Here is a 26,630-nt window from a genome sequence, read left to right as displayed (position 1 = left end):
CCGCGGCGGACGCCGAGGTCGGTGTAGTACTGCACCAGGTGGCCCTGCGCGCCGCTCATCGCCTGCATCGCCTTGACCTTGACGTCGAAGACGGGGGTGACGTCGAGCAGCAGGTCCGGCGCGAAGCCGCAGACCTCGGGCTGGTGCGGCTCGAACTGCAGCACCTGGGCCGCGCCGAGCGGCGTCGTGGAGCGGTCGTGCCCGTTCGCCTGGGCGACCATCCGGGTCAGCAGTGTGGTCTCGTGCGCCAGGTTGTGGTCGCGGTTGTACGGGTCGTTCGCCACGTGGGTGAGCAGCACGTCGGGCCGCCGCTCCCGCATGATCGAGACGATCCGGTCCTGGGCCGCGTCGTCCACCCGCAGCGGGTAGTCGCCGAGGTCGAGGAACTCGATGCTCGCGCCGAGCACCTCGGCGGCGGCGGAGGCCTGCTCGCGGCGGGTCTGCTTGACCCGCTCCAGGGTCATCCCCTCCTGCTTCCACAGGCCCTGCGACTCGCCGCGTTCCCCGAAGCTGAGGCACACCACGTGCACGGCGGAGCCGCCCTGCGCGGACAGGGCGATGGCGCCGCCGGCGCGCCAGACGAAGTCGGCGGCGTGCGCGCTGATCACCAGCACGGACGGGGTCGTGTTGTCGGGCATGGTTGTCGCAGCTCTCCGGGGGTTCAGGGGGTCAGAGGTCGAGGACCAGGCGGGCGCCGCGGCAGCGGGAGACACAGATCATCATCGTGTCGCCCGCGGCCTTCTCCTCCTCGGAGAGGAGGGAGTCGCGGTGGTCGGGCTCGCCGGCGAGCACCGGCGTCTCGCAGGTGCCGCAGATGCCCTCCTCGCAGGAGGAGAGGACGTCGATCCCGGCGTTCCCCACCGCCTCGAGGACGGTCAGCTCCGGGGGGACCGTGACGGTGAGGCCGGAGCGCTCGCAGACGACGTCGAACGTGGTGTCGGCGCCGTCGGTCACGGTCGGGGCGGCGGTGAACCGCTCGACGTGCAACGCCCCGGCGGGCCACTCGCGGCAGCGGGCCTCGAGGGCCTCGATCAGGCTGGTGGGGCCGCAGCAGTAGACCAGCGTGTCCGCGGCGGGGGCGCCCAGCACTGCGTCGAGGTCGAGCAGGCCGGCCTCGTCCTGGGGGTGCACGCGGACCCGGTCCCCGTACGCGGCGAGCTCGCCGAGGAAGGCCATCGACGCGCGCGTGCGGCCGCCGTAGTGCAGGACCCAGTCGCCGCCCGCCGCGGCGACGGCCCGGATCATCGGCAGCAGCGGGGTGATGCCGATCCCGCCGGCGACGAACACGTACCGGGCGGCGGGCTGCAGCGGGAAGTTGTTGCGCGGACCGCGGACGTGCAGGATCGCGCCCTCGGCGAGCTCGTCCGCGATCCAGCGGGACCCACCGCGTCCGTCGGCCTCCCGCAGGACGCCGATGCGCCAGGCCACGCCGTCGGCCGGGTCCCCGCACAGCGAGTACTGACGGGTCAGACCGCCGGGCAGCTCGACGTCGAGGTGCGCACCGGGCGTCCACGAGGGCAGCTGTTCACCGGAGGGCAGGGCGAGCGTCACGCCGACGACGCCCTCGGCCTCCTCGCGCCGGGCCGTGACGACGACGTCCGCCTCGAAGTCCGACGTGGTGCGGGTCGTGGGGGCGGGTGTGTCGAGGACGATGGACGTGGTCACAGCGGCCCTGACCTCCTAGCGTCGTCGCCGGGTCGTCGCGGCCGGGCGACCGCGCTCTGCCGACAAACCTAGGAAGACCCGGGCCCCGGGGAATCGGCCCGATGTCAGCTCACGGCCGACCGATGCGACGGGTCCTGACTACGTCATCCGTCGCGTCCGCCGCTCCCGCAGCAGGTCAGCCGGGCGGGAGGATGAGCCCCTCGCGGATGGCCAGCAGGGCGGCCTGGGTGCGGGAGGAGAGCTGCAGCTTGGTCAGCACGTTGCTGACGTGCGTCCGCGCCGTGCGCTCGCTGATCACCAGGCGGTCCGCGATGTCCCGGTTTGAGTGCCCCTGGGCGACCAGGGTCAGGATCTCCCGCTCCCGCGCGGTCAGGGAGGTCAGCCCGACCCGGGGGGCGGCCATGCGGCGGGTGAGCTGGCGGGCAACGGCCGAGTCCAGGTGCACCTCGCCGGCGGCGGCGGCCCGGACGGCGACGGCGACCTCTTCGGGCTCGGCGTCCTTGAGCAGGTAGCCGGCCGCGCCGGCGGCGAGGGCGGCGTGGACGCGTTCCACCTCGCCGAAGCTGGTGAGCACGACGACCTTCACCTCGGGATGGGCCCGGGCGATGATCTCGGTGGCCTCCACGCCGCCCATGCGGGGCATCTGCAGATCCATCAGGACCACGTCGGGCAGGGGCTCGCCGAGGGTCTGCCACTGCTGCAGCCGGTCGACGGCCTGCTGACCGTCGGCCGCCTCCCCCACCACGCGCAGTGTGGCGACGGTGTCGACGTAGGCCTGCAGGCCACGGCGGACGATCGCGTGGTCGTCCACGAGCATGACCCGGATGACCTCGTCCGGAGTCGGGTCCTCGGTCATCGGCGTGCCTTTCGATCCGGGGGCACCGGCGTTCCGGCGGCCGGCAGCGTGACCCGGACCGTCCAGCCGCCCGACGGGCGCGGGCCGACGACCAGCCGGCCGCCCCAGCGCTGGGTGCGTTCGCGCATGGACACCAGCCCGAGCGTCTCCTGGGGTGGGCCACCGCCGGCGGAGCTCCCTGGCGCCGCGCCGGGGCCGCTGCCGTCGTCGGCCACCTCGACGACGAGACCGCCGCCGTCCTCCGCCGGGGTGAACCGGATGTCCACCGCGGTGGCCCGGGCGTGCTTGACCACGTTGTGCAGCGCCTCCTGGACGATGCGGTACAGGTCCTCCTGGACGTCGATCCCGGAGGCCGGCTCCAGGCCGGGGGGTGCCTGGACGTCGACGACCAGTCCGGTCCGCGCCTCCAGGCTCGCGGCGTGGGCGCGGACGGCGTCGACCAGGCCCCGCTCGGCCAGGTCCAGGGGACGGAGCTCGAAGACGAGCCCGCGGAGGTCGGCCAGCGCGCTCCGGGAGAAGCTCCGCGAGCTCCTCGGCGCCGCTGCGCACCCGGGCCGGATCTGCGTCCGCGCGGTCGAGCTGCGCGCGCAGCGCGGTCGCCTGCATGCGCATGGAGAACAGCTGCTGCACCACCGAGTCGTGCAGGTCCCGGGCCAGGCGACGGCGCTCGTCGAGCTGGGCCTGCGACCGGCTCTGGGCGAGCAGCGTGGCGGTGTCGATCGCGACCGCGGCGTGGTCGGCCATCGCCTCGAGGAAGGCGAGCGAGTTGGGACCTGGATCCTCGCCGGGGACGTAGTAGGCGTTGATCACGCCGAGGACACGACCGCGCACCACCAGGGGCATGGACGCGAAGCCGTCCCAGTCCGGGTACCCCATGATCGCGTGCAGCGGGGCCCACGTCGCGTCCGCCATGATCACGGGCTTCCGGTGCAGGACGACGACCGGCTCCTCACCCTCGAAGGCGTCCATGAAGCGGACCTGCGCGCCGAGCCGCCGGCAGGCACTCAGCCGCTCAGTGAACTCGGCGGCGTCGCCGAACCCGGCCATGCCCAGCACCCGCAGTTCCTCCCGCGGGTCGTCGATGGCCAGAATCTGCACGGCGGCGATGTTCGCCGTCATCGCGACCTCGTGCGCCACCGCGTCCAGGGTGGCGCGCAGCGAGCCCACGTCGGCGACGCTGGAGGCCGCCCGGGCGATCGCCGTCAGCCGTTCCTGCTGTCGCAGGGCGTCGGTCACGTCGCTGAACCAGACCACGTGCCCGCCGCCGGCCATCGGCGCGAGGCAGTACTCGAGGTCCCGCCGACGCCCGCCGGGGGCCGGCCACGTCGTGCAGCGACGGCGGTCCTGACGGGCCGGGGCGGGGCCCGCGTCGGCAGTGTCGAAGGGGGCCGCACACCCGACGAGCTCACCGGCCGGAAGGCCGAGGATCTGCGCGGCCGCGGCGTTGACCATTGTGAAGCGGCCCTGCGGATCCAGGACGGCCAGCCCGTCGGCGGACACGTCCACCAGAGCCTGGAGCACGGGAGCCTCGATCACCTCCGGCCGCCCGGAGGCACGGGCAGTGGTTCCCACGTCCCTGCAACTCCTCTCCCCACCTCGGCCGGCCCGTACTCGCGGGCCTCGGCCTCCGCGGAGACGGTACTGAGGGCTCGGACCCTGCCTCCCGGGGCAGTCCGGAGCCGAGGCATCGAGCGCTCCAGCCGCGGGTCAGTCCACCGGCGCGGCCGTGGTCGACGTGGACGTCGGCACCGCCTCCACACCGGGCCGGTTCGTCTGCTCGGTCGCGGAGGCGGACGGCACGGATCCGCTGCGGAGGCCGAGGACGGCCACGAAGCTGACCAGCGACAGCACCATCACGTAGACCGCGATCGGCGTCGAGGAACCGTAGGTGCCGAACAGTGCGGTCGCGGCGATCGGCGTCACGGCCCCACCGATCATGCCGCCCACCTGGTAGGAGATGGAGATCCCGCTGTAGCGGAACCGGACGTCGAAGATCTCCGTGAACAGGCCGCCCTGGGCGCCGGCCATGACGCCCTGGACGAGCGCGGCCACGACGAACGCGAGCAGCGCCAGTCCGGTGTTCCCGGTGTTGACCAGCGCGAACATCGGGATCGGCCAGACCACGGCGGTCAGGGCGCCCAGCGCGTAGACCTTCTTCGAGCCGAAGCGGTCGGCGGCCAGCGCCGACACGACGATGGTGCCGATCCAGACCAGCGTCGAGGCGAGGATGAGCGTGAGCAGCGTCGTCCGGTCGAAGCCCACCACCGCGGTGCCGTAGGTGAGCATGTAGACGATGACCGTGTAGCCGACCGCGGGTGGGGCGATCGACGCCAGGCTGGCGAGCACGAGGTTGCGCGGCTGGCGGCGGAACAGCTCGGCGACCGGAACCTTGCTGACCGTGTCGTCCTGCTTCACCTGCTGGAACTCCGGCGCGTCCTGCAGCCGGCTGCGGACCAGGAAGCCCACGATCACCAGGGCCAGGCTGATCAGGAAGGGGATCCGCCAGCCGTAGGTCAGGAAGTCCTGGTTGGACATGCCCGAGACGGCGAGGAAGGCCAGGTTCGAGGTGAGGACGCCGACCGGCACGCCGAACTGGGCGAAGCTCCCGTAGACCGCGCGGCGCCGCGGGGAAGCGTGCTCGGTGGCGATCAGGATCGCGCCACCCCACTCGCCGCCGACCCCGAAGCCCTGGATCAGCCGCAGCGCGACCAGCAGCAGCGGCGCACCGATGCCGATGGCGGCGTAGGTGGGCAGGACGCCGATGAGAAACGTCGAGCCCCCGGTCAGCAGCAGGGTCAGGACGAGCATCGACTTGCGGCCGACCCGGTCCCCGTAGTGGCCGATGACCGCGGCCCCGAGCGGGCGGGCGATGAAGCCGACGGCGAAGGTCCCGAACGCGGCGAGGGTGCCGGCCGTGCTGGAGAACTCGGGGTAGAAGAGGCTTCCGAACACGAGCGCCGCGGCGGTGCCGAAGATGTAGTAGTCGTACCACTCGATCGACGTGCCGATGAAGCTGGCCGCGAAGATGCCCTTCTTGGACGGGGCGCGGGTGGAGCTGGGTGTGGCCACGGTTGCGTACTCCTCTGGACGCCGGGGGGCGGAGCTGCGTGCGACCGCACCGGTGGGGGGTCGCACGCCTGTAGGAATGCAAGCCGGTCGGCGCCGCGAAGTCCTGAGCGTGCGGACCCGCCTCGGGTCGGTCTTCGGTCGCGCCCGGACTACGTCATGTGTCCCGTCCCGGCGGCGAGCCTCCTCCGCTCAGCCCAGCGAACGGGTCTCCGCCGTGATCGGCACCTCGAGCAGCCGGGGCCCCCGCTGCGACGACGTGCACGCGAGCGCCGCCGTCAGCTGCTCCGCGTCGGTGATCCGCTCCGCGGGCAGGCCGTAGCCGGCCGCGATCTGCACCGCGTCGAGGCCGGGCAGATCCAGCCCGGGTGCGTCGGCCACCCCCAACTGTGCGACGAAGCTGCGCAGCGCGCCGTAGCCGCCGTTGCGCAGTACGACGAACGTGACGGGCAGGCCGAGCTGCACGGCCGTCCACAGGCCGGCCACGCCGTACTGCAGCGCGCCGTCGCCCAGGACGGCGACGACGGGCCGGTGCGGGTCGGCCAGCGCCACGCCGACCGCCGCGGGCAGCCCGAAGCCCAGCCCACCGGCGGCCGGGAAGAACAGGCTGCGCGGCCGGTCGAGGTCCAGGTGCGCCCAGAACTGCGTCGTGTTCGACGTCGACTCGTTGACCAGGCGGACCTCCGGCGGCAGCACGCGGGCCATCTCCGCGAACACCGCGTCGGCGGGGAAGGGCGCTGCCCCCGGCGCGGGCACGGCCGGGCGTTCCCGGGACGGGACGGCCGCGCGGGAGGAAGCAGCGGGGAGCGCGTCGAGCAGCTGGCCGACGACGGCCGCGACGTCCGCGACCACGGCGTCCCCGAAGGCCGCGCGCGCCGCTGCCTGCGGGTCGGCGCCGACGGCGACCAGCTCGGTCCCGGCCGGCAGCCAGGGGCCCGGGCGGTAGGCGTGGTAGCGGAAGACCGGGGCGCCGAGGACGAGCACGAGGTCGTGACCGGCCAGGTGCTCGCTGACGCCGGCGATGCTCGGCGGCAGCACGCCCTGCCACAGCGGGTGCCGGGTGGGGAACGGGCATCGCGGTGGGGTGGGCGCGGTCCACACCGGGGCCTGCAGCCGCTCGGCCAGCTCGACGACGAGGGCGAAAGCGCACTCGTCATCGGCCTCGGGTCCCACCACCAGCGCCGGGGAGGAGGCGCCCTGCAACCGGCCGGCGAGCTCGGCGACGAGATCCGCGGTGGCCGCGCCGGCGGCGCGCACCCGCCGCCCGGCCAGGTGCGCCACCTCGTCGGCGTCCACGTCCTTCGCCCAGTCGTCCAGCGGCAGGGACACGAACACCGGGCCTGCCGGCGGCAGTGTCGCCAGGTGAAAGGCCTCCGACAGCGCCCGCGGCACGTCCTGGGCCCGGGCCGGCTCGAACGCCCACCTCACCTGCGGCTCGGGCAGCCGGGTCATCGCCGGCTCGGCCAGGACGGACCCCAGCCCGATCATCGCGCGGGCCTGCTGCCCGGCGGTCACCACCAGCGGCGTGTGCGAGGCGCGGGCGTTGGCGAGGTTGCCCATCGCGTTGCCCAACCCGGCCGCCGAGTGCAGGTTGACCAGCGCAGGGCGGCCGGTCGCCTGCGCGTAGCCGTCGGCCATCGCCAGGACCGCGCCCTCGTGCAGCCCGAGGACGTACCGGAAGTCCGCGGGAAATCCGTCGAGGAACGGCAGCTCGTTCGAGCCGGGGTTGCCGAAGACGGTGGTGAGGCCCCAGGCGCGGAGCAGGTCGTAGGTGGTCTCGCGAACAGTGGGCACGGCGGTCTCCTGCGGACGTCCTCGAACCCGGCGGCGGGGCGGATCCCGGCCCGGGCGACGGGGGACGCTAGCCGCCCGGACACGCCGTCCGGAGGGGGCAGGAGGACGATCGGGGAGAACTACGTCAGATGTCGCGGTCCAGCCCTCCGGATCACACCGGGTGCACCGGGTCCGATGCCCCGCGAGCCGAGGCGGCATCCGACCTACCGTCACCGGGCACTCCTTGTGCAACAGGTTCCGCGGCCCCCGCGACGACCCCCGAGGAACGGACGATGGTGTCTTCAGACCAGCTGCCCGAGATCAGGACCGACCTCTTCGTCGACGGTGAGGTCCGCAGCGCCGACGACGCGCTGCAGGTGATCGACCCGGCCGACGGGGTCTCCGTGGTCGGCTATGCCGCGGCCGCGACCGCCAAGCAGGCCGAGTCCGCCGTGGCCGCGGCGCACCGGGCGTTCCCGGCGTGGGCCGCCCGCACCCCGCAGGAGCGGGCCGCACTGCTGACCGCGGCGCTCGCCCCCCTGGAGGCCGACCGCCCGGCGACGGCGGAGGTGCTCACCCGGGAGAACGGCAAGATCCGGATGGAATCCTTCGTCGACTCCCTCGTGTTCGCGCACCGCTTCGCCCTGGCCGCCGGCCTGGCCGACGAGCTCGGGCACGTGACGCACCTGCCGGCACCGCCCTACCGGACCGAGATCTCCCACCTGCCCCTCGGCGTCGTGACGATCATCGTGCCGTTCAACTGGCCGCTGGCGATCCTCGCCGCCTCGCTGCCGCAGGCGCTGCTGGCCGGCAACACCGTCGTGGTGAAGCCGCCGCCCACCGCCCCGCTGGCCACCGTCCGCACGGTGGCACTCGTGGCCCGTGCGCTGCCCCCGGGCGTGCTCAACGTCGTCACCGGTGCCGACGCGGAGATCGGTGCGGCGCTGATCCAGGACGACCGGGTCAAGAAGGTCTGCTTCACCGGCAGCGTCGGCGGGGGCAAGCGGATCATGGCCATGGCCGCCGAGTCGCTGACCCGGGTGGCGCTGGAGCTGGGCGGCAACGACCCGGCGATCGTGCTGGCCGACGCCGACCTCGGCCCCGAGGCGCTGCAGCGCCTGTTCACCGGGACCTTCGACTCCACCGGTCAGATCTGTATGGCGACCAAGCGCCTCTACGTGCACCGCACGCGCTACGACGAGGTGGTCGAGGGCCTCTCCGGGATCCTCGCCGCGGCCCGGCTGGGCCACGGCCTGGACGAGGGCGTGACCATGGGCCCGCTGCACAGCCGGCGGCAGCGGGAGTACGTGCAGGAGCTCACCGCGCAGGCGCGCGAGTCCGGTGCCGAGGTCCGCGAGTTCGGGGAGGCCGCCGAGGGCGCCGACCTCTCTCGCGGCAACTTCCTCCGGCCGTCCCTGGTGCTCGACCCGGCCGACGACGCCCGAGTCGTGGTCGAGGAGCAGTTCGGGCCGACCCTGCCGATCCTGCCCTTCGACGACGAGGACGACGCCGTCGCGCGCGCCAACGACACCTGGTCGGGGCTGTGCTCCTCAGTGTGGACGCAGGATCTCGACCGGGCTGCCGTCCTGGCCGCACGGCTGCGGACCGGCTACACCTTCGTCAACGCCCACGGTGCCGCGCACCTCGACGAGCGGGCCCCGTTCGGCGGCTTCGACCACAGCGGCATGGGTCGCGAAATGGGCATCGAGGGCGTTCGCGAGTTCATGGACACCCACGCGGTGGGCTTCCCCGCCTGACCCTCACCGCACCGCCGCGTCGTACCGCGGGCTCGACGCGCCCTCGGTAGCCGCCCGGAGCGCGTCGCGCGGCAGCGGCAGGAGTGTCAGGACCCGTTCCTGTCGCGACAGCGCAGGGCCCGCGATCACGAGGACCAGCCCCGACGCCACCGCTACGGAGGCCGACCCGCGGTCCCCGAAGCGGGTTTGGCAGGGAGCTGAGGGGCGATTCCTCCCGGGCCGCCGACCGGCGTGCGGACCCACCGAGGAGGTACTCACCAATGATCGCCAAGGAGCCGCCCGAGATCGCCGAGGCCGCGGTCGAGAGCGGCGTCAAGAAGGCACATCTGCGATGGGACAAGGTCCTCCTCGGGTCGTTCCTGGCCGGGGCCTACATCGCGTTCGGCGGGATGGTCGCCATCACGGTCTCGTCGGGGCTGGATCCCAAGACCTGGGGACGCTCCCGACCCTGTTCATGGGGGCGGCGTTCACGCTCGGGCTGGTGCTGGTGGTGATCGCGGGCTCCCAGCTGGCCACCGGGAACATGATGCTCGTGCCCATGGGGGCGATGCAGGGCCGGCTCACCCTCGGGGAGGTCGGGCGCAACCTCACCCTCGTCCTGGTCGGGAACGTGCTGGGTGCGCTGTTCGTCGCGTACTTCCTCGCGATCAAGACCGGGGTGATCGGAAGTGTCAGCAGTCCGGCAGGGACCCCCGCGGCGCTCACCTACGAGCGACTGGCGGGCATCGCCGACGCCAAGGGCCTGCACGAGAGCGCCTGGCAGATCTTCCTGCGCGGAGTGGGCTGCAACTGGCTGGTGTGCCTCGGGGTGTGGCTGGCGCTGGCCTCGGAGGCGGTGTCCGGCAAGATCCTCGGGATCTTCTTCCCCGTCATGGCCTTCGTGGCCATGGGCTTCGACCACGTCGTGGCCAACATGTTCTTCCTGCCCGCCGCCATCTTCGCCGGGGTCCCGGGCCTGGGGTGGGACGACACCCTGCGCAACTGGGCGCTGGCGTTCCTGGGCAACCTCGTCGGCGCCGTCGTGTTCGTCGCGACCTCGTACTGGTACCTGTTCCTGCGCCGCGATCCCGCGGACGGGCCTTCGGAGGAGCGGCGATGAGGAGAGGTCGGCGCACGGCGAGCGTCGCCGACCGGAGCCCTCGGCGCCGACCACGCCCTCGTTGACGGGTCCGCCCGTGTCAGCAGCAGCGGGCCCTCGGGTTCGCCTCCCGCTCGTCCATCCTGCGCCGTTCGAAGTCGCGGCGGGCCAGGACCGGGGCGTCGGGATGGTGCCGCCGCGCGTGCGCGACGTACCGGTCGTAGTCGGCCTCGCCGGACACCTCCCGGAGATACCAGCGGATGCCCTCGACCGCTCGTCTCACGTTCACCGCGATCGCCTCCCGGTCTCGACGGGCTCCCGCCGATCCTCTCCCCCGCCGCCGCGCAGGCCACTCGGGGCGGTGATCAGCGACTCGGTGTGGGGCACCTCCGTGGTGGGCAGCGGCTCCGGGGAGCGCAGGGCCCGAACCGACACCCGCGCCGCGTCGACGAGGACGATCACGACGAGGAGCGCGAAGAACGCGGCCAGAACGCCGTCGACCGTCGAGTTCGTCACGACAGCCCGCATGTCCTCCAGGCTCTTGGCCGGAGCCAGCACCTTGCCGGCGTCGAGAGCCTCCTGGTACCGGGCCCGCTGGGCGAAGAAGCCCAGGGTCGGCGAGCCCGAGAACACCTTCTGCCAGCTCGCGGTCAACGTGACCGTCGCGTCCCAGAGGAGCGGGATACCGGTCACCCAGGCGTACTTCACCTTTCCGGCCTTGATCAGCAACGTCGTGCACACGGCCAGCGCGATGGCCGCGAGCAGCTGGTTCGCGATCCCGAACAGCGGGAACAGCTGGTTGATACCACCGAGCGGGTTGGTGACCCCGGTATAGAGGAAGTAGCCCCACGCCCCGACGACCACGGCGCTGGTGGCCCACACCCCCGGCTTCCAGCTCACGTCGCGCATCGGCTTGTAGACGTTGCCGAGGGTGTCCTGCAACATGAAGCGCCCCACCCGGGTGCCGGCGTCGATCGTGGTGAGGATGAACAGCGCTTCGAACATGATCGCGAAGTGGTACCAGAACGCGCGCAGCGCCTCACCGCCGAAGATCTCGGAGAAGATCTGCGACATGCCGACCGCGAGCGTCGGCGCGCCGCCGGTACGCCCGACCAGGGTGGGCTCCTGCACCGCCGCCGCGGCCGCCGTCAGCTGCTCCGGGGTGATGGTGAAGCCGAGGTTGGCCACCGCCTGCGAGGCGGACTGGACGGTGCCGCCGAGCAGCCCGGCGGGTGCGTTGATCGCGAAGTACAGGCCGGGGTCGATGATGCAGGCGGCGATCAGGGCCATGACGGCGACGAAGGACTCCATCAGCATCCCGCCGTAGCCGATGAACCGGACCTGGCTCTCCTTCTGGATCATCTTCGGTGTCGTGCCGGAGCAGATCAGGGAGTGGAACCCGGACAAGGCGCCGCAGGCGATCGTGATGAACAGGAAGGGGAACAGCGAGCCGGCGAACACCGGACCGCGTCCGTTCAGGGCGAAGTCGGTGATCGGCGCCGCCTGCAGGACCGGAGCGGTCACCAGCACGGCGACCGCGAGCAACACGATCACGCCGACCTTCATGAAGGTGGACAGGTAGTCCCGCGGTGCCAGCAGCATCCACACGGGGAGCACGGAGGCGAGGAACCCGTAGATCACGAGGCAGAAGACGAGTGTCTGGGGGCTCAGCGTGAAGGCGTCACTCCACGCGGATTCCGCGACGTACCCGCCGCCGATGATCGCGAGGAGCAGCAGCGCCACACCGATGACCGTCGTCTCGATCACCCTGCCGGGCCGCAGCGTCCGCAGATAGAAGCCCATGAACAGGGCGATGGGGATCGTCATCGCGATCGAGAAGGTGCCCCAGGGCGAGTCGGCGAGGGCGTTGACCACGACCAGGGCGAGCACCGCAAGAAGAATGATCATGATGCTGAAGACCCCGACGAGCGCCGCCACCCCGCCGACGACGCCGATCTCCTCGCGGGCCATCTGGCCCAGGCTCTTGCCGTTGCGGCGCATCGAGAAGAAGAGCGTGACCATGTCCTGTACGGCACCGGCGAAGATCGCGCCGACGACGATCCAGATCGTCCCGGGCAGGTAGCCCATCTGAGCCGCGAGCACAGGTCCGACGAGCGGTCCCGCGCCGGCGATGGCGGCGAAGTGATGGCCGTAGAGAACGCGCCGGTCGGTGGGGGTGAAGTCGACGCCGTTGTCGAGCCGTTCGGCCGGCGTCGCCCGGGTGTCATCCACCTTCAGCACCCGCCTGGTGATGAAGCGGGCGTAGAACCGGTAGCCGATCGCATAGGAACCGAGGGCGGCTGCCAGCAACCAGATCGCCGAGATCCGCTCACCCCGGGACAGCGCCAACACACCCCATCCGACCGCCGCGACGAGCGAGACAACGGTCCAGACGGCGATCTGTTTGGGCGTGATGCGCCGCCGGTCGGTGGTCGGCGGCTCCGGATTCCGGGACGACATGTCCGAGACGGCCATGACCTACCTCCTACGCGCGGTCAACCTCGACACGGGCTCATCGCGGCCGGTTCCCGGAGCCCGGCGGCGTCCTCCGACGCCGGGCTGTCCAGGCCTCGGCCGAATGCGCCGATCCTCGCAGGTGCTTCGGGTCAGTGCCAGTGATCCGGCCGTCCAGACCCGTCCTCGGGCCCTGGCCGAGACCGAAGGCCCCTGAACCTGCTGTTCAGAGGCCTTCGGTCTGCGTGGGCGATCTCATCGGGCCCTGAACGGCCTAGACCAGGCCGAGTGCCAGCATCGCCTCTGCCACCCGGGCGTATCCGGCGATGTTGGCGCCGGCCACGTAGTCGCCGGGCATGCCGTACTCCTCGGCGGTCTCGTGGCAGCGGGCGTGAATGCCGATCATGATGTCGCGCAGCCGCTCCTCGGAGTGCTCGAACGACCACGAGTCGCGAGAGGCGTTCTGCTGCATCTCCAGCGCCGAGGCCGCGACCCCGCCGGCGTTGGCCGCCTTGCCGGGCCCGAAGGCGACACCCGCCTCCTGGAACACGCGGACGGCAGCCGGGGTCGTCGGCATGTTGGCGCCCTCGCCGACGGTCGTGCACCCGTTGCGCACGAGCGCGACCGCGTCCGCCTCGTCGAGCTCGTTCTGCGTCGCCGAGGGCATCGCCACCTGGCAGGGCACCTCCCACACCGAGCGCCCGACGACGAACTCCGCGTTCGCCTGGCGCTCGGCGTAGGCGCTGATCCGCTCGCGGCGCACCTCCTTGACCTCCTTGAGGAGTTCGAGGTCGATGCCCTTGGGATCGTGGACGAACCCGGAGGAGTCCGAGCAGGCCACCACGCGGCCTCCGAGCTGGTGCACCTTCTCGATGGTGTAGATCGCGACGTTGCCGGAGCCGGAGACGACGACGTCCTTGCCCTCGAACGAGTCCCCCGGGCGCGAAGCATCTCCTCGACGAAGAACGTGCAGCCGTACCCGGTGGCCTCGCGCCGCACCTGCGCTCCGCCGTAGCTGAGGCCCTTGCCGGTGAGCACGGCCGACTCGTAGCGGTTGGTGATGCGCTTGTACTGGCCGAACAGGTACCCGATCTCGCGGCCGCCGACGCCGATGTCGCCGGCGGGGACGTCGGTGTACTCGCCGATGTGGCGGTACAGCTCGGTCATGAAGCTCTGGCAGAAGCGCATCACCTCACGGTCCGAACGGCCCTTCGGGTCGAAGTCGGACCCGCCCTTGCCGCCGCCGATCGGCAGCCCGGTGATCGCGTTCTTGAACACCTGCTCGAAGCCGAGGAACTTCACCGTCCCGAGCAGCACCGAGGGGTGGAAGCGCAGCCCGCCCTTGTACGGCCCCAGCGCGCTGTTGAACTCGACGCGGAATCCGCGGTTGATGTGGATGGCTCCCTGGTCGTCCTCCCAGGGCACCCTGAAGATGATCTGGCGCTCCGGCTCGCAGATCCGCTCGATGATCTTTGCTTCGGCGTACTCAGGGTGCTTGGTGACCGCCGGCCCGATGCTCTGCAAGACCTCGCGTACCGCCTGGTGGAACTCCACCTCGCCCGGGTTGCGGGACAACACCCGCGCGTAGATGGGCTCGAGATCAGCGTGCATCGAAAAGGTCTCTCCTTCAGCGGTTGATTTCGCCTCATCATCCATGTTGCCTCCTGAGCGGCCGGCGGAGGCCCGTCGGGCAGCCCGACCAGGGCGATGAAGGCCCGAGGAGCCCCGTGCCCACCACGATCCTGGTCCGCCGAACCCTTCACGCAGGGCATCGTCGGTTCCTGGCGGACATCGGGGTGGGTCGGCACCTCCACGGGGGCCGTCGCCCTCGGCGCGACCGGTCGGAGGTGCCCCGGCGCCCGCGTCGACGGCGTGCGCTCAGCGCCCGCCGGTGATGCGGTCGGCGAAGAGCTGGGTGAACCGGTCGGCATCCACGTCGACGGCGTCCAGCATCTCGTCGAGGTGAAGGCGCAGCTGTGGTCCGGCATTCCTGCCGCTCCTCGGCGCGGCGGTGCCCGACGCGGCTGGCCCCGGCCGTCTGCGGTTCTCCAGCTGGACGGGCCGAGGCGCCGCAGCCGACCGGCGGCCCCGGCCGAGCTCTCAGCCCATGGACCGCGCGCGGCAGGCCAGCTGCAGCATCAGGACCGTGTCCGGGTCCTGCGGGTCCACGTCCAGCAGATCGAAGATGCGCCGCACCCGGTAGGCGATCGCGTTGCGGTGCAGGTGGAGCTCTCCTGCCGCCCGGCTCGTCGACCCCTGGTTGTCCAGGTAGCTGCGCAGGGTCTGCAGGGCGGTGTCCCTCTTCTGCGGACCGAGATCGTCCAGCGGTCGCAGCAGTGAGTCGACGGCCTCGCGCGCGGTGTCGGAGGCGAACCACTCGATGAGCGTCCGCTTGAGCCCCACCTCGTCGAAGCTGGTCGCCGCGTTGAGCCGACGGCCGGCGTGCCCGGCGGCGAGGGCGGCCCGCGCCTCGGCCATCGTCGTCCGCAGCCCGGTCGCTCCGACGTACGTGCTCCCCACGCCGCAGACGAGCAGGATCTCCGGGACCCGCGACAGGATGCGCCGGATGATCTGCCGGGCGGCACGGCCGGCGTCGCGCCCGGTGGCGCTCCCGGGGTCGTGGCGCTCCATGCGGATCAGGAGCAGGCCGGAGCCGACGCGCGCCCGGTGCCAGACGCCCCCGGCGGCGCGTGCCGCCTCCAGACCGAGCGTCGCGACCCGGTCGGCGATCCGGAGCGAGGCCAGCTCGTCCTCGGCCGCGAGCGCCGGGAGGTTCTCGACGTCCAGCAGGATCGCGGTGTGCCAGCCGTCGACGGTCAGGCCGGCCGCCCGCATCCGCTCCAGCAACCGGTTGCCGTGGTCCGGCCGGGCGAGCAGGAACTCCGCGATCAGCTCACCGCGTGACCGGATCGGAGCGTCCTCGGCCTGCCGGGCGGCCCCGCGGGCCCGTGACACCGCAGCGGCGGCCAGGTGCACGACGACCTCGGCGGCCGCCTCGGTATGGCCGTCGCCCCGCGGCGTGCAGACCGCCCCCTCGACCTCCTCGCGGACCACGACCGGCGCTGCGGCGTCACCGGGCCCGGGCTCCCGCAGCTCGACGGGCGCGCCGAGCGCCTCCGACGCGGCGCGGAGGAGCGTCTCCGGCGCGGCGGTGGCCGCACCGGCGCCCTCGAGGGCGTGCAGTGCGGCCCGGATGCGCCCGAGCGCGACGTCGGGACCGCCCGCGAGCTCGCGGTGCAGGGTCAGCAGCAGCGTCGAGAGGTCGCAGTCCCCGGGCGTTCGCAGCACGGCGACCGAGACGCGACCGGCCAGGGCGGCCGCCGTGGGAGCGATGTCGTCGCGGCCGTCGGTGAGGACCACGGCGCTCACGCGGCGCGACCCCGCCGTCCGGAGCGCGACGTCGAGGCGGTAGCTCGCGGCGTCCACCGACGCCGCGTGGGTCAGGACCGCGACGGTCGCCTCGTCCAGGTCCTCGATCCGGGCGAGGTCCTCGACGAGGGCGATCCGGCGCACCGGGGCGTCGGGGTCGGGTCCGGCGATCGACCGCAGCAACGGACGGACCGCCGGCGCATCGAGGAGCGCTTGCAGCGAATTCACAGTGCTGGAGTATCAAGGCCTTGTGCAGCCTGCACAAGAACCTTCGGGTTGAGTGGCAGTACGCCAAAGACCGATGCGGGTACGACGACACATACTTGCGGCCGAGGAGCGGAGCCAGGATGACCGAGGACCACGATCGGGCCGATCGGACAAAGATCGGCGAGGACGATCTGCCGGCGCTGGCTCGTGGGTGCGCGGTACTGGGTGGCGGTGGGGGCGGCGATCCCCTGGTCGGCGTGCTGATGGCGGGCGAGGCGATCCGCCGGCACGGTGCGGTCGATCTCGTCGATCTCGCCGACCTCCCCGCGGACGGCCTCGTGATGCCCTGCGGGCTCGTCGGCGCACCGACCATCGCGATCGAGAAGCTCGAGAACGGTGGCGAGGGCGGCCGGCTCGTCGAGGAGGTGCAGGCCCTGACCGGCCGGCCCGTCGTCGCGATCATGCCGTTCGAGATCGGCGGCTCGAACGGGTTGATCCCGCTCACCTGGTCGGCGCGGCTGCGGCTCCCGTACGTGGACGCCGACGGCATGGGCCGGGCCTTTCCGACCATGCCGCAGATGACGATGAACCTCGCCGGGGTGCCGTCGAGCCCGTGCGTGATGACCGACGAGCGGCTGAACACCCTGGTGATCCGTACCGGCGGCGTCGGGTGGACCGAGCGCCTGCTCCGGTCCTCCACGGCGGCCTTCGGCGGCGCCGCCGTCGCCGCGCTGTACCTGATGGACGTCGAGACCGCGCGCCGCGCGACGGTGCCCGGATCGGTCTCCCGGGCCCTCGCCCTCGGCACGGCCATGGCGCGCCCGGCCGGGGACTCCCTCGACCCGGTCGACGTGGTGGTCGGCGAGCTGGACGCGGTGGAGCTCATCCGCGGGAAGGTGATCGACGTCGAGCGGGAGACGGCGGGCGGTTTCGTCCGCGGGTCGGTGATCGTCGAGGACGCGGCCGCGGGTCGGCTGCTCCGTCTGGAGATCCAGAACGAGAACCTCGCCGCGCTGGAGGACGGCGCGGTCCGGGCCTGCGTGCCGGACATCATCACGGTGCTCGACACCCGCTCCGGCGAGGCGATCGTCACCGAGAAGCTGCGCTACGGGCAGCGCGTCGCCGTCCTCGCGTTCGGGTGCCCCGACGTGTGGCGCACCCCGGAAGGGCTGGCCGTCGCCGGTCCCGCCGCGTTCGGCTACCGCTTCCCCTACTCCCCCGTCGACCCGGGCCATGACCGTGCCTGCTGACCTGCGACTGGGGATCGACGTCGGCGGCACCAACACCGACGCCGTCGTCGTGGACCGCGACGACGTGCTGCTGGCCAAGGCCAAGGTCCCGACCACCCCTGACGTCACCACCGGCATCGCCGCGAGCATCGAGGCGGTGCTCGCCCGGCTCGGCGAGGGCCGGGACCGCATCACGCACGCCATGCTCGGCACCACCCATGCCACCAATGCGCTGCTGGCGCGCACCGGGCTGCGCCGGGTCGCGGTCCTGCGGATCGGCGGCCCGGCCACCCGCGCGGTGCCGCCGTTGGCGACCTTCCCGCCGGATCTGCGGGCCGCGGTGGCGGCCGGCACGGCGGTGGTCGACGGGGGCATCGAGTTCGACGGCACCGAGGTGGCGCCGTTCGACCCCGACGCGGCGGCCCGGTTCTTCGCCTCGGTCCGGGACCGCGCGGAGGCGGTGGCGATCACCAGCGTGTTCTCGGCGGTCTCCGACCGCCACGAGCTGGCGGCCGAGGCCGTCGCCCGGGCCGTCCTCGGCGACGTGCACGTGTCGTTGAGCCACGAGGTGGGCAGCATCGGCCTCATCGAGCGGGAGAACGCGACGGTCCTCAACGCCGCGCTGGTCGGTGTCGCGGAGACGGTCGCCCGCTCCTTCGGTGAGGCGCTCGCCCGGCAGGGCCTGCGGCCGGCGGAGTACTTCGCGCAGAACGACGGCACCCTCATGGAGCTCGAGTACGCGCTGCGCTACCCGGTGCTGACCATCGGGTGCGGGCCCGCCAACAGCATCCGCGGGGCGGCGCACATCAGCGGGGTGCGCGACGCCCTGGTGGCCGACGTCGGCGGCACGTCCACCGAGGTCGGGGTGCTGCTCAACGGTTTCCCCGGCGAGTCGGGCGACCCGGCCGGGATCGGCGGCGTCCGGACGAACTTCCGGATGCCGGGGCTGGTCACGCTGCCACTGGGCGGCGGGACCGTCGTGGCGGGCCGGGAGCGTCCGGTCCGTGTCGGCCCGCAGAGCGTGGGCTACCGGCTCACCGAGTCGGCGTTGGTGTTCGGCGGTGCCACGGCGACGCTCACCGACGCGGCGGTGGCCGGCGGACGGGTCGAGGTCGGCCACCGCCGACCCCCGGCCCGGCACCGCGCCGCGCTCGCCGAGGCACTCGCGCGCTCCGACGCGCTGCTCGCCGAGGCCGTCGACCAGGCGAAGGTCGTGCGCGGGAAGCAGCCACTGATCGTGGTGGGCGGGGCCGGCTTCCTCGTGCCCGACCGGGTACCCGGGGTCAGCGAGGTGCTCCGCCCGCCCGACCACGAGGTCGCCAACGCGATCGGCGCCGCGATCGGTCAGGTCAGCGGGCAGGTCGAGCGGATCGCCCGGTTCGGGGTCGGCGGCCGCTCCACCGCCGTCGCGGAGGCGGCCGAGAGTGCCCGCCAGCAGGCCGTGCGGGCGGGTGCGGACCCGGAACGCACCGAGATCGTCGACATCGAAGAGGTCCCGCTGGCCTATCTGACCGACCCCGCGGTGCGGATCAGGGCCAAGGCGGCCGGACCGCTGCGGTTCGGCTGAGACACCGCTTCATCTCCACCACGTGCGACAAGGAGGACGACAACGCCATGACGACAACGAGCCCACCCCGGCGGACCGACCCGGGGGCCATGACCCGCTCCGAGGTTCGCCGGCCGGCGTCGCTGGCCGACGCGGTACGCGAACTGAGCGAGCTCGGCGGCGACGGCGCGGCGCTCGCCGGCGGCACCTGGATCATGCGGGCGCCGCTGCAGGATGCCCGGGTCGCCCGCGTCTACGTGGCCCTCGACGGGCTCGTGGAGCTGCGTGGCATCCGGACCGCCGGCGGCACGGTCGAGATCGGTGCCGCCGTCACCCACGACGAGCTCGCCGCGTTCGACGGCCCCCCGGCGCTGGCCGGGATCGTCGACGCGGCCCGCCGGTCGGCGTTCCCCGCCGTGCGCAGCGCCGCGACCGTGGGCGGCAACATCGCCGCCGCCGGTTTCCCGGAGGCCGACCTCGTGCCGGCGCTGCTGGCCGCCGACGCCGCCGTCGTGGTGGCCACGCCGGACGGCGAGCGGACCGAGGAGCTCGTCGGGTACCTGGCCTCCCGGGGCACCCGGCCGGCCGGCGAGCTGATCGTGCGCGTCGTCGTCCCCGCCCCGGCGAGCCGGCGCTCCGCGTTCGAGCGGCTCACCGTCCGTGGCGGCGGAGAGTACGCGGTCGCCTCGGTCGCGCTGTCGGTCGACCTCGACGGTGCCGCCGTCTCCGCGGCCCGGGTCGCCGTCGGCGGCGTCGAGGAGGTCGCCCGTCTCTCCCCCGCGGCCGCCGCGGCACTGGTCGGCGGCCCGCTGGACGACGCCGTCGCCGAGCGGGCCGGACAGGCCGCCGCCGCCGAGTGCACCGCGCGCGAGGGCCTCGACGCCCCCGGCTGGTACCGCCTCGCCGTCCTGCCCGCGCTGGCCCGCACCGCCGCCGGCGCCCTCACCTCCCCCGACCAGCAGAAGTGAGCAACTGATGTCCCACTCGTTCACGGTGAACGAACGGCCCGTCGAGGTCGACGCACCGGACATGACCCCCCTGCTGTCGGTGCTGCGGGACCGGCTCGGGCTCACCGGCGCCAAGCCGGGCTGCGCCGAGGGCCGCTGCGGCGCCTGCACCGTGCTCGTCGACGACCGGCCGGTCGTGTCGTGCCTGACGCCGGTCGCACTCACCGAGGGCCGCGCCGTCCGCACGGTCGAGGGTCTCGCGGACCCGGACGGGCCGCTGAACCCGCTGCAGGACGCGCTGCTCGAGCACGGCGGCGTGCAGTGCGGCGCCTGCACGCCGGGCATCCTCATGGCGCTGACCGCCCTGTTCGAGCAGGACGCCGGCCCGGACGAGGCCGCCGTCAAGGAGTCGCTGGCCGGCAACATCTGCCGCTGCACCGGTTACCACAAGATCGTCGAGGCGGCGCTGGCCGTCGCCGGGAACGGGGGCCGGTCATGACGCGCGTGGTCGGGACCAACGCCCGCCGCGCCGACGGCGACGACAAGGTGCGCGGCGCCGCGGTCTACGGCATGGACCACGGCCAGACCGGGACGCTGCAGGCCAGGCTGCTGCGCTCACCGGTGCCCGCGGGCCGCATCCGGCGCCTCGACACGACGCGGGCGGCCGCGATGCCCGGGGTGCACGCGATCATCACCGCCGCGGACGTCCCGGACACCACCTCGGGCTGGATCCTCAAGGACCAGCCGATGTTCGCCCGCGAGGACGTCCGCTACATCGGCGAGCCGATCGCCGCGGTGGCGGCCGACTCGCTCGAGCAGGCCGAGGCCGCGGTCGCCGCGATCGAGCTGGAGATCGACCCGCTCGACGCGCTGACCGATATGGATGCCGCGCTCACCGAGGGCGCCCGGCTGATCCACCCCGCGTGGGAGTCCTACCCGATGCTGGCACCCGGGCCCCGCTCGGGCAACGTCGCCTGGGAGTCCACGCTGGACCGCGGCGACGTGGACGCCGCGTTCGCCGGCGCCCACCTGGTGGTGGAGGACGAGTTCACCACCCAGCGCCAGCACCAGTCCCCGATCGAGCCGCACGCCGCCGTCGGCCGCTTCGAGGGCGGGCGCTACGTCGTACACACCCCGGCACAGTTCCCGTTCCTGGTCCGGGACCGGCTGGCCGAGTGGCTCGGCGTGCCGGCCTCGAAGGTGCGCGTCGTTGTCAGCACGATCGGCGGCGGCTTCGGCGGCAAGATCGACGCGATGCTCGAGCCGTTCGTCTGCGTGCTCGCGCGCAAGACCGGCCGGGCGGTGCGGCTGGTCAACACCCGCCGGGAGGAGCTGCAGACCGCCGGACCGCGGGAGAACGCCAAGATCCGCATCCGGACGGCGGTCTCCGCGAACGGCGAGATCCTCGGCCAGGAGGCCGACACCCTCTCCGACAACGGCGCGTACAGCGGCGAGATCGTCGCGTGCGCCGCGGTGCCGGGGCTGGTGTTCGGCGGCACCTACCGGGTGCCCGCCGCCCGTTACCGCACCCGGGTGGTCTACACGAACACGGCGCCGACGGCGGCGTTCCGGGGCGTCAACGGCCCCTACGCGATGTTCGCCCTCGAGCAGCACATCGACCACATCGCCGCGGAGCTCGGCATCGACCGCCGCGAGCTGCGGCTGCGCAACGTGGTCAAGGCCGGTGAGGCCATCGCCAACGGCCAGGTCCTCGACGACGCGGTCTTCGAGGAGGGCTTCGCCAGGGTCGAGGAGATCGCCCCGTGGGCGACGGAGACCGCCCCGGCCGACGGCCGGAAGGTGCTGCGTGGCAAGGGCATCGGCGCGGTCACCTGGCTGACCAACCCCGGCCCCGGCGGCGCCACGGTCAAGATCAACGAGGACGGCACCGCCGGCGTGATCTGCGCCGGCGCAGAGATCGGCACCGGCGCGGTGGCCGCCGGGCTGCGCCAGATCGTCGCCGAGGAGCTCGGGCTGACCGCGGACGACGTGATCATCCTCGCCGCGGACACCGACGCCGGGACCTACGACGGCGGCGCCCAGGGCAGCCGGACGCTGTTCTCGCTGGGCAACGCGGCCGTGCAGGCCAGCGCCCAGGTCCGCGAGCAGCTCCTCGACGTGGCCGCGACCATGCTGGAGGCCTCCGCAGCAGACCTCGAGCTCGCCGACGGGCACATCCAGGTGGCGGGCTCCCCGGGCGCGAAGGTCGCGCTAGCGGCGGTGGCCCAGACCGCGCTCTACACCGCGGGGCCGATCTCGGCGACCGGTCGACACATCACCCCGCCCGTGCAGTTCGACTCCGGCTGCCTCGCCGGCGCCCTGTTCACCGGTTTCGCGACCCCCACCTACCACGTGCACTCGGCCGAGGTGGAGGTCTGCCCGGACACCGGGAAGGTGACCGTCCTGCGCTACGTCGTGGCCCAGGACGTCGGCCGCGCGATCAACCCGCAGCAGGTGGAGGGCCAGATCCACGGCGGGGTGCTGCAGGGCGTCGGCTACGCGCTCTACGAGGACCTGCGCGTGATCGACGGCGCGACCGTGGACCACAGCCTGGAGAACTACCGGCTGCCGACGGTGTTCGAGGCACCACCGATCGACATCGCACTGCTGGACAACCCCTGGCCGGACGGCCCCTACGGGGCCAAGGGCGCCGGCGAGCCCTCGATCATCCCGGTCGCCGCGGTGATCGCCAGCGCGGTCTCCGACGCGATCGGCAAGCCCATCCGCAACCTTCCCATCACCCCCTTCGACGTCCTGGCGGCATTACGCGAGGAGTCCGAGAGCCCCGCGAAAGGAACGACGCGATGAACACCCCCGCACCTGACGGATCCCCCGTCGGCCTGCTCGTCTCCAGCCAGCTGCCGCCCGAGCAGATCCCGGAGATCTCGGCCCTGGCCGAGCGGGAGGGCTTCGGCGAGCTGTGGATCCCCGAGGACTACTTCTTCTACGGCGGCATCTCCGGCGCGATGGCGGCGCTGAACGCGACCAGCGAGATCAAGGTCGGCGTGGGTGTGGTGTCCGCGATGGCGCGCCACCCCGCGGCGCTGGCCATGGAGCTCGCCACGATCGACCGCATGTACCCCGGGCGGGTCTGGCCCGGTATCGGGCTCGGCGTCCCGCACTGGGTGGAGCAGATGGGCGTCATGCCTAAGTCCCCCTACACCGCGATGCGCGAGACGGTCACCAACGTGCGCCGGCTGCTGGACGGCGAGGAGGTCACCTACGAGGGCAAGGTCCACTCGTTCGACAAGATCCAGCTGGTGCACCCGGCCACGACGAAGCTGCCGATCTACATGGGCGTCATCGGGCCCCGGATGCTCAACCTGTCGGGCGAGATCGCCGACGCCACCCTGGTGTCGGTGCTCGCCGGGACGAAGTACCTGCGCTGGCTGCGTGAGCGGGTCGCGGAGGGACAGGCCAAGGCCGGTCGCGAGGGCGAGCACCACCGCGTGTCGTGCTACGCGCTCTACTCGGTCGACAAGGACGGCGCGAAGGCCAAGCAGGAGGCGCGGACCGCCGCCGCGTTCTACCTCGCGGCGGTGCCGAAGTCCGGCCTCACCGACATCTACGGCATCGGCGACGAGCTGTGGGACATGTATCAGCGGGGCGGCGACGACCCCGCCGCGCTGATCCTGCGCGAGATGCCCGACCAGTGGGTCGAGGACCTCGTCGTCGCCGGCGACCCGGACGAGTGCGCGGCGAAGATCCAGGCCCTGATCGACGCCGGTGCCGACGCGGTGGACCTGGCCCCGGTGGCCACCGACCGCGCCAAGGAAGTCGTGCAGCTCACCGCGCGCGAGGTGCTGCCTCAGGTCCGCCACCGGACGGTGGGCTGATGCGGATCGGGATCGACGTCGGGGGCACCAACACCGACGCGGTGCTGATGGACGGTGACCGGGTGCTGGCGGAGGTCAAGAGCCCGACCTCCGCCGACGTCACCACCGGCATCCTCGACGGCCTGCGCAGCCTGCTCGCCCAGAGCGGGATCGCGGCGGAGACCGTCGAGACCGTCATGATCGGCACCACGCACTTCACCAACGCCGTCGTGGAGGCCCGCCGGCTGCTCGAGGTCGCGAGCGTCCGGCTCGGGCTGCCGGCCACCAGGGCGCTGCCGCCCATGATCGACTGGCCCGAGCGGCTCGGCGACGCGGTGGGCCGGCACGTCTACCTGTGCCACGGCGGACACGAGTTCGACGGCCGTGAGATCGCCCCGCTCGACGCCGACGAGCTCAAGCGGGTGGCCGACGAGATCGCGGCGAAGGGCCTGCGGGCCGTCGCGATCTCGTCGGTGTTTTCCCCGATCAACGACGAGATCGAGCGGCGGGCCGAGGAGATCATCCGGGAGACCGTGCCGGACGTGGCGATCAGCCGGTCGGCCGAGCTCGGCCGGATGGGGCTGCTCGAGCGCGAGAACGCGACGATCATGAACGCGAGCCTCGCCGAGCTGGCCGGGCACATCACCGAGGCGTTCCGCGCCGCGCTGCGGGAGTCGGGGATCGACGCCCCGATGTACATCAGCCAGAACGACGGCACGCTGATGACCGTGGAGCAGGCCGAGCGCTACCCCGTCTCGACGTTCGCCTCCGGGCCGACGAACTCGATGCGCGGGGCCGCGCTGCTCTCCGGGCTGCAGGACTGCGCGGTGGTCGACATCGGCGGCACGACCTCCGACGTCGGCATGCTCGTCAACGGTTTCCCACGGGAGGCCAAATCGACGATCGAGGTCGGTGGCGTGCGGACGAACTTCCGCATGCCCGACGTGCTGCCGCTCGGCATCGGCGGCGGCAGCCACGTGCGCGTCGGCGCCGATCCGCTGGTCGGTCCCGAGAGCGTCGGCTACCGGCTGACCCACCTCGGCCGGGTGTTCGGCGGGGATACCCTGACCGCCACCGACATCGCGGTGGCCGGGGGCAGGGCCGAGGTCGGCGATGCCCGCCGGGTCGCCGACGTGGACCCGGACCTGGTCCGCCGCGCGCTGGCGAGCATCGAGGACCGGATCGGCGAGGCGGTGGACCGGATGAAGACCGCCTCGGACGCCATCCCCGTGGTGGTCGTCGGTGGTGGCAGCATCCTGCTCGGCGACACCCTGCCGGGCGCCGCCCGCCTGATCAGGCCCGCTCACCACTCGGTCGCCAACGCGATCGGGGCCGCGATCGCCCAGGTCGGCGGCGAGGTGGACCAGATGTTCTCGGTCGGCCCGCAGCTCTCCCGCGACGCCGCACTCGAGCAGGCCCGGGAACTGGCCGCCGAACGCGCCGTCGCCGCGGGTGCGGTGCCCGACTCCGTCCGGATCGTCGACCAGGAGGAGCTGGCGCTCGCCTACGTGCCCGGTAACGCGATCCGGATCAAGGTGAAGGCCGTCGGGGATCTCCAGCTCGGAAGGAAGACCGTTGCGACTCGTTGACGAGCGGCAGCTCTCCGACATCGCCCTCGGGGCCGGCATCCTCGGCACCGGCGGCGGCGGGGACCCCTACATCGGAATGTTGCTGGCCCGCGAGGCGATCCGTGAGCACGGGCCGGTGGAGGTCGTGGACCTCGACGAGGTTCCGGACGACGCCTTCGTGATCCCCTCGGCGATGATGGGCGCCCCGACCGTGATGGTCGAGAAGCTCCCCAGCGGCGACGAGGTCGTGACCGCGTTCCGCAAGCTCGAACACCACCTGGGCCAACGGGCGACCCACACCATGCCGATCGAGATCGGCGGCATGAACTCGATGATCCCGTTCTGCCTGGCGGCACGGGAGCGGCTGCCGATGATCGACGCGGACCTGATGGGCCGCGCGTTCCCGGAACTGCAGATGTGCATGCCCACGCTGTTCGGTGGCAAGGCCGCGCCGATGGCGATCGCCGACGACAAGGGCAACGCCTCGATCATCGATGCGATCGACAACCGGTGGACCGAGCGGCTCGCCCGATCGCAGACCATCGACATGGGTTGCGCCGCGCTGATCGGGCTGTACCCGCTGGCCGCGGAACGGCTACGCGAGTGCACCATCCCGAACACCCTGCGGACGGCCGAGGAGCTGGGCCGGCTCGTGCGGGAGACCCGGGAGGCGCACGGCGACCCGGCCGCGGTGGTCCCGAAGTACCTGGGCGGCGTCCAGCTGTTCCAGGGCAAGGTCGTCGACGTGCACCGCCGGACCGAGGGCGGCTTCGCCCGCGCCGAGGTCCGCATCGAGGGCCTGCACGACGACGCGGGCGCGACCCTGCGCCTGCAGACGCAGAACGAGCACCTCGTCGCCGAGCGCGACGGCGAGGTGCTCGCCTCGGTCCCGGACCTGATCATGGTCCTGGACTCCGAGACCGGCCAGCCCATCACCACCGAGGACCTCCGCTACGGCTTCCGGGTCACGGTGGCCGCCGCACCGTGCGATCCGCGGTGGCGGACCCCGGCCGGGCTGGAGATCGTCGGGCCGCGCTACTTCGGGTACGACTTCGACTTCGTCCCGATCGAGGAGCGGTTCCCCGTGCGGTGACCGCACCGCAGTGATCCCCGTCCACCTCCTGGCGGGCGGGGATCACCGGCGGCTGGAGCCGGCCGTCGGTGTTCCGGACAACGGCGACGCGCCTCGTCACCAGCGTCCCGGGACCTCGCTCAACCGGCACGCTCGCCCTGCTCGAACATCGTGTTCCCGAACGACCCTGGCGCTCGCCGCCCCGCTGGAGGAGATCCCGGCCAAACA

General features: G+C 72.8%; 18 protein-coding genes and 4 pseudogenes. 11 read left to right on the top strand and 11 right to left on the bottom strand.

What is annotated here, in order from left to right; translation table 11 throughout:
- Positions 1–245 precede the first annotated feature (245 nt).
- From WBK50_RS10340 to mdlC, 7 genes and pseudogenes are all read right to left on the bottom strand, one after another.
- A pseudogene (locus tag WBK50_RS10340) lies at positions 246–638 on the bottom strand (PIG-L deacetylase family protein); the annotation flags it as partial.
- Between the two features lie 31 nt (positions 639–669).
- Positions 670–1,665 carry a PDR/VanB family oxidoreductase gene (locus WBK50_RS10335; RefSeq protein WP_341335380.1) on the bottom strand — a complete coding sequence of 332 codons (996 nt, stop codon included), beginning with the start codon at positions 1,663–1,665 and terminating at the stop codon, positions 670–672.
- Between the two features lie 175 nt (positions 1,666–1,840).
- Positions 1,841–2,473, bottom strand: a pseudogene (locus tag WBK50_RS10330) (response regulator transcription factor); the annotation flags it as partial.
- Positions 2,474–2,517: 44 nt separating this feature from the next.
- On the bottom strand, positions 2,518–2,814 hold the full coding sequence (locus WBK50_RS10325; RefSeq protein ID WP_341339354.1) for a sensor histidine kinase: 297 nt from the start codon (positions 2,812–2,814) through the stop codon (positions 2,518–2,520).
- A gap of 283 nt (positions 2,815–3,097) precedes the next feature.
- Positions 3,098–4,027, bottom strand: a pseudogene (locus tag WBK50_RS10320) (GAF domain-containing protein); the annotation flags it as partial.
- 201 nt (positions 4,028–4,228) lie between these two features.
- Positions 4,229–5,590 (bottom strand): MFS transporter, encoded by a 1,362-nt coding sequence (locus WBK50_RS10315; RefSeq protein WP_341335379.1) that lies wholly within the window; start codon positions 5,588–5,590, stop codon positions 4,229–4,231.
- Positions 5,591–5,779: 189 nt separating this feature from the next.
- On the bottom strand, positions 5,780–7,381 hold the full coding sequence (gene mdlC, locus WBK50_RS10310; RefSeq protein ID WP_341335378.1) for a benzoylformate decarboxylase: 1,602 nt from the start codon (positions 7,379–7,381) through the stop codon (positions 5,780–5,782).
- A gap of 272 nt (positions 7,382–7,653) precedes the next feature.
- On the opposite strand from mdlC, the gene WBK50_RS10305 reads away from it, so the two are divergent.
- From WBK50_RS10305 to WBK50_RS10295, 3 genes are all read left to right on the top strand, one after another.
- On the top strand, positions 7,654–9,117 hold the full coding sequence (locus tag WBK50_RS10305) for an aldehyde dehydrogenase family protein (RefSeq protein WP_341335377.1): 1,464 nt from the start codon (positions 7,654–7,656) through the stop codon (positions 9,115–9,117).
- 260 nt (positions 9,118–9,377) lie between these two features.
- The gene (locus WBK50_RS10300; protein WP_341335376.1) at positions 9,378–9,611 is read left to right on the top strand and encodes a formate/nitrite transporter family protein; all 234 of its coding nucleotides are present in this window, start codon (positions 9,378–9,380) and stop codon (positions 9,609–9,611) included.
- Positions 9,572–10,216: a formate/nitrite transporter family protein gene (locus tag WBK50_RS10295; protein ID WP_341335375.1), complete on the top strand. Its 645-nt coding sequence runs from the start codon at positions 9,572–9,574 to the stop codon at positions 10,214–10,216. The genes WBK50_RS10300 and WBK50_RS10295 overlap by 40 nt, the downstream gene beginning before the upstream one ends.
- Before the next feature lie 79 nt (positions 10,217–10,295).
- Here the strand turns inward: WBK50_RS10295 and WBK50_RS10290 are convergent, their stop codons facing one another.
- From WBK50_RS10290 to WBK50_RS10275, 4 genes and pseudogenes are all read right to left on the bottom strand, one after another.
- Entirely contained in the window at positions 10,296–10,484 is a 189-nt protein-coding gene (locus tag WBK50_RS10290) for a YbdD/YjiX family protein (protein WP_341335374.1), read from the bottom strand.
- Positions 10,481–12,670, bottom strand: coding sequence for a carbon starvation CstA family protein (locus WBK50_RS10285; RefSeq protein WP_445942240.1), 2,190 nt, complete (start codon positions 12,668–12,670; stop codon positions 10,481–10,483). Before WBK50_RS10285 ends, WBK50_RS10290 begins: the two co-directional genes overlap by 4 nt.
- 253 nt (positions 12,671–12,923) lie before the next feature.
- Positions 12,924–14,260 (bottom strand): annotated as a pseudogene (gene gdhA, locus WBK50_RS10280) (NADP-specific glutamate dehydrogenase).
- A gap of 489 nt (positions 14,261–14,749) precedes the next feature.
- Positions 14,750–16,246, bottom strand: coding sequence for a PucR family transcriptional regulator (locus WBK50_RS10275; protein WP_341335373.1), 1,497 nt, complete (start codon positions 16,244–16,246; stop codon positions 14,750–14,752).
- A gap of 119 nt (positions 16,247–16,365) precedes the next feature.
- Here WBK50_RS10275 and WBK50_RS10270 point away from each other — a divergent pair, with 119 nt between their 5' ends.
- The 8 genes from WBK50_RS10270 to WBK50_RS10235 all read left to right on the top strand — a co-directional run bounded on the left by WBK50_RS10270 (position 16,366) and on the right by WBK50_RS10235 (position 26,423).
- A complete protein-coding gene (locus tag WBK50_RS10270) occupies positions 16,366–17,475 on the top strand; it encodes a DUF917 domain-containing protein (protein ID WP_341335372.1) in 1,110 nt (369 codons plus the stop codon).
- Positions 17,459–19,021, top strand: coding sequence for a hydantoinase/oxoprolinase family protein (locus tag WBK50_RS10265; RefSeq protein ID WP_341335371.1), 1,563 nt, complete (start codon positions 17,459–17,461; stop codon positions 19,019–19,021). The genes WBK50_RS10270 and WBK50_RS10265 overlap by 17 nt, the downstream gene beginning before the upstream one ends.
- Before the next feature lie 89 nt (positions 19,022–19,110).
- Positions 19,111–19,968 (top strand): FAD binding domain-containing protein, encoded by an 858-nt coding sequence (locus WBK50_RS10260; protein ID WP_341335370.1) that lies wholly within the window; start codon positions 19,111–19,113, stop codon positions 19,966–19,968.
- A 7-nt stretch (positions 19,969–19,975) separates the two neighbouring features.
- On the top strand, positions 19,976–20,446 hold the full coding sequence (locus tag WBK50_RS10255) for a (2Fe-2S)-binding protein (RefSeq protein WP_341335369.1): 471 nt from the start codon (positions 19,976–19,978) through the stop codon (positions 20,444–20,446).
- Positions 20,443–22,755 carry a xanthine dehydrogenase family protein molybdopterin-binding subunit gene (locus tag WBK50_RS10250; RefSeq protein ID WP_341335368.1) on the top strand — a complete coding sequence of 771 codons (2,313 nt, stop codon included), beginning with the start codon at positions 20,443–20,445 and terminating at the stop codon, positions 22,753–22,755. The genes WBK50_RS10255 and WBK50_RS10250 overlap by 4 nt, the downstream gene beginning before the upstream one ends.
- Positions 22,752–23,783 carry an LLM class flavin-dependent oxidoreductase gene (locus WBK50_RS10245; protein ID WP_341335367.1) on the top strand — a complete coding sequence of 344 codons (1,032 nt, stop codon included), beginning with the start codon at positions 22,752–22,754 and terminating at the stop codon, positions 23,781–23,783. The genes WBK50_RS10250 and WBK50_RS10245 overlap by 4 nt, the downstream gene beginning before the upstream one ends.
- Positions 23,783–25,351 carry a hydantoinase/oxoprolinase family protein gene (locus WBK50_RS10240; protein ID WP_341335366.1) on the top strand — a complete coding sequence of 523 codons (1,569 nt, stop codon included), beginning with the start codon at positions 23,783–23,785 and terminating at the stop codon, positions 25,349–25,351. Before WBK50_RS10245 ends, WBK50_RS10240 begins: the two co-directional genes overlap by 1 nt.
- Positions 25,338–26,423: a DUF917 domain-containing protein gene (locus WBK50_RS10235; RefSeq protein WP_341335365.1), complete on the top strand. Its 1,086-nt coding sequence runs from the start codon at positions 25,338–25,340 to the stop codon at positions 26,421–26,423. Before WBK50_RS10240 ends, WBK50_RS10235 begins: the two co-directional genes overlap by 14 nt.
- Positions 26,424–26,630 lie beyond the last annotated feature (207 nt).

This window comes from Pseudonocardia sp. T1-2H, assembly GCF_038039215.1.
In the GTDB taxonomy this organism is placed as follows: Bacteria; Actinomycetota; Actinomycetes; order Mycobacteriales; family Pseudonocardiaceae; genus Pseudonocardia.
The sequence above is the reverse complement of the archived record's forward strand: the minus strand, read 5'-3'. Positions and strand labels throughout refer to the sequence as shown.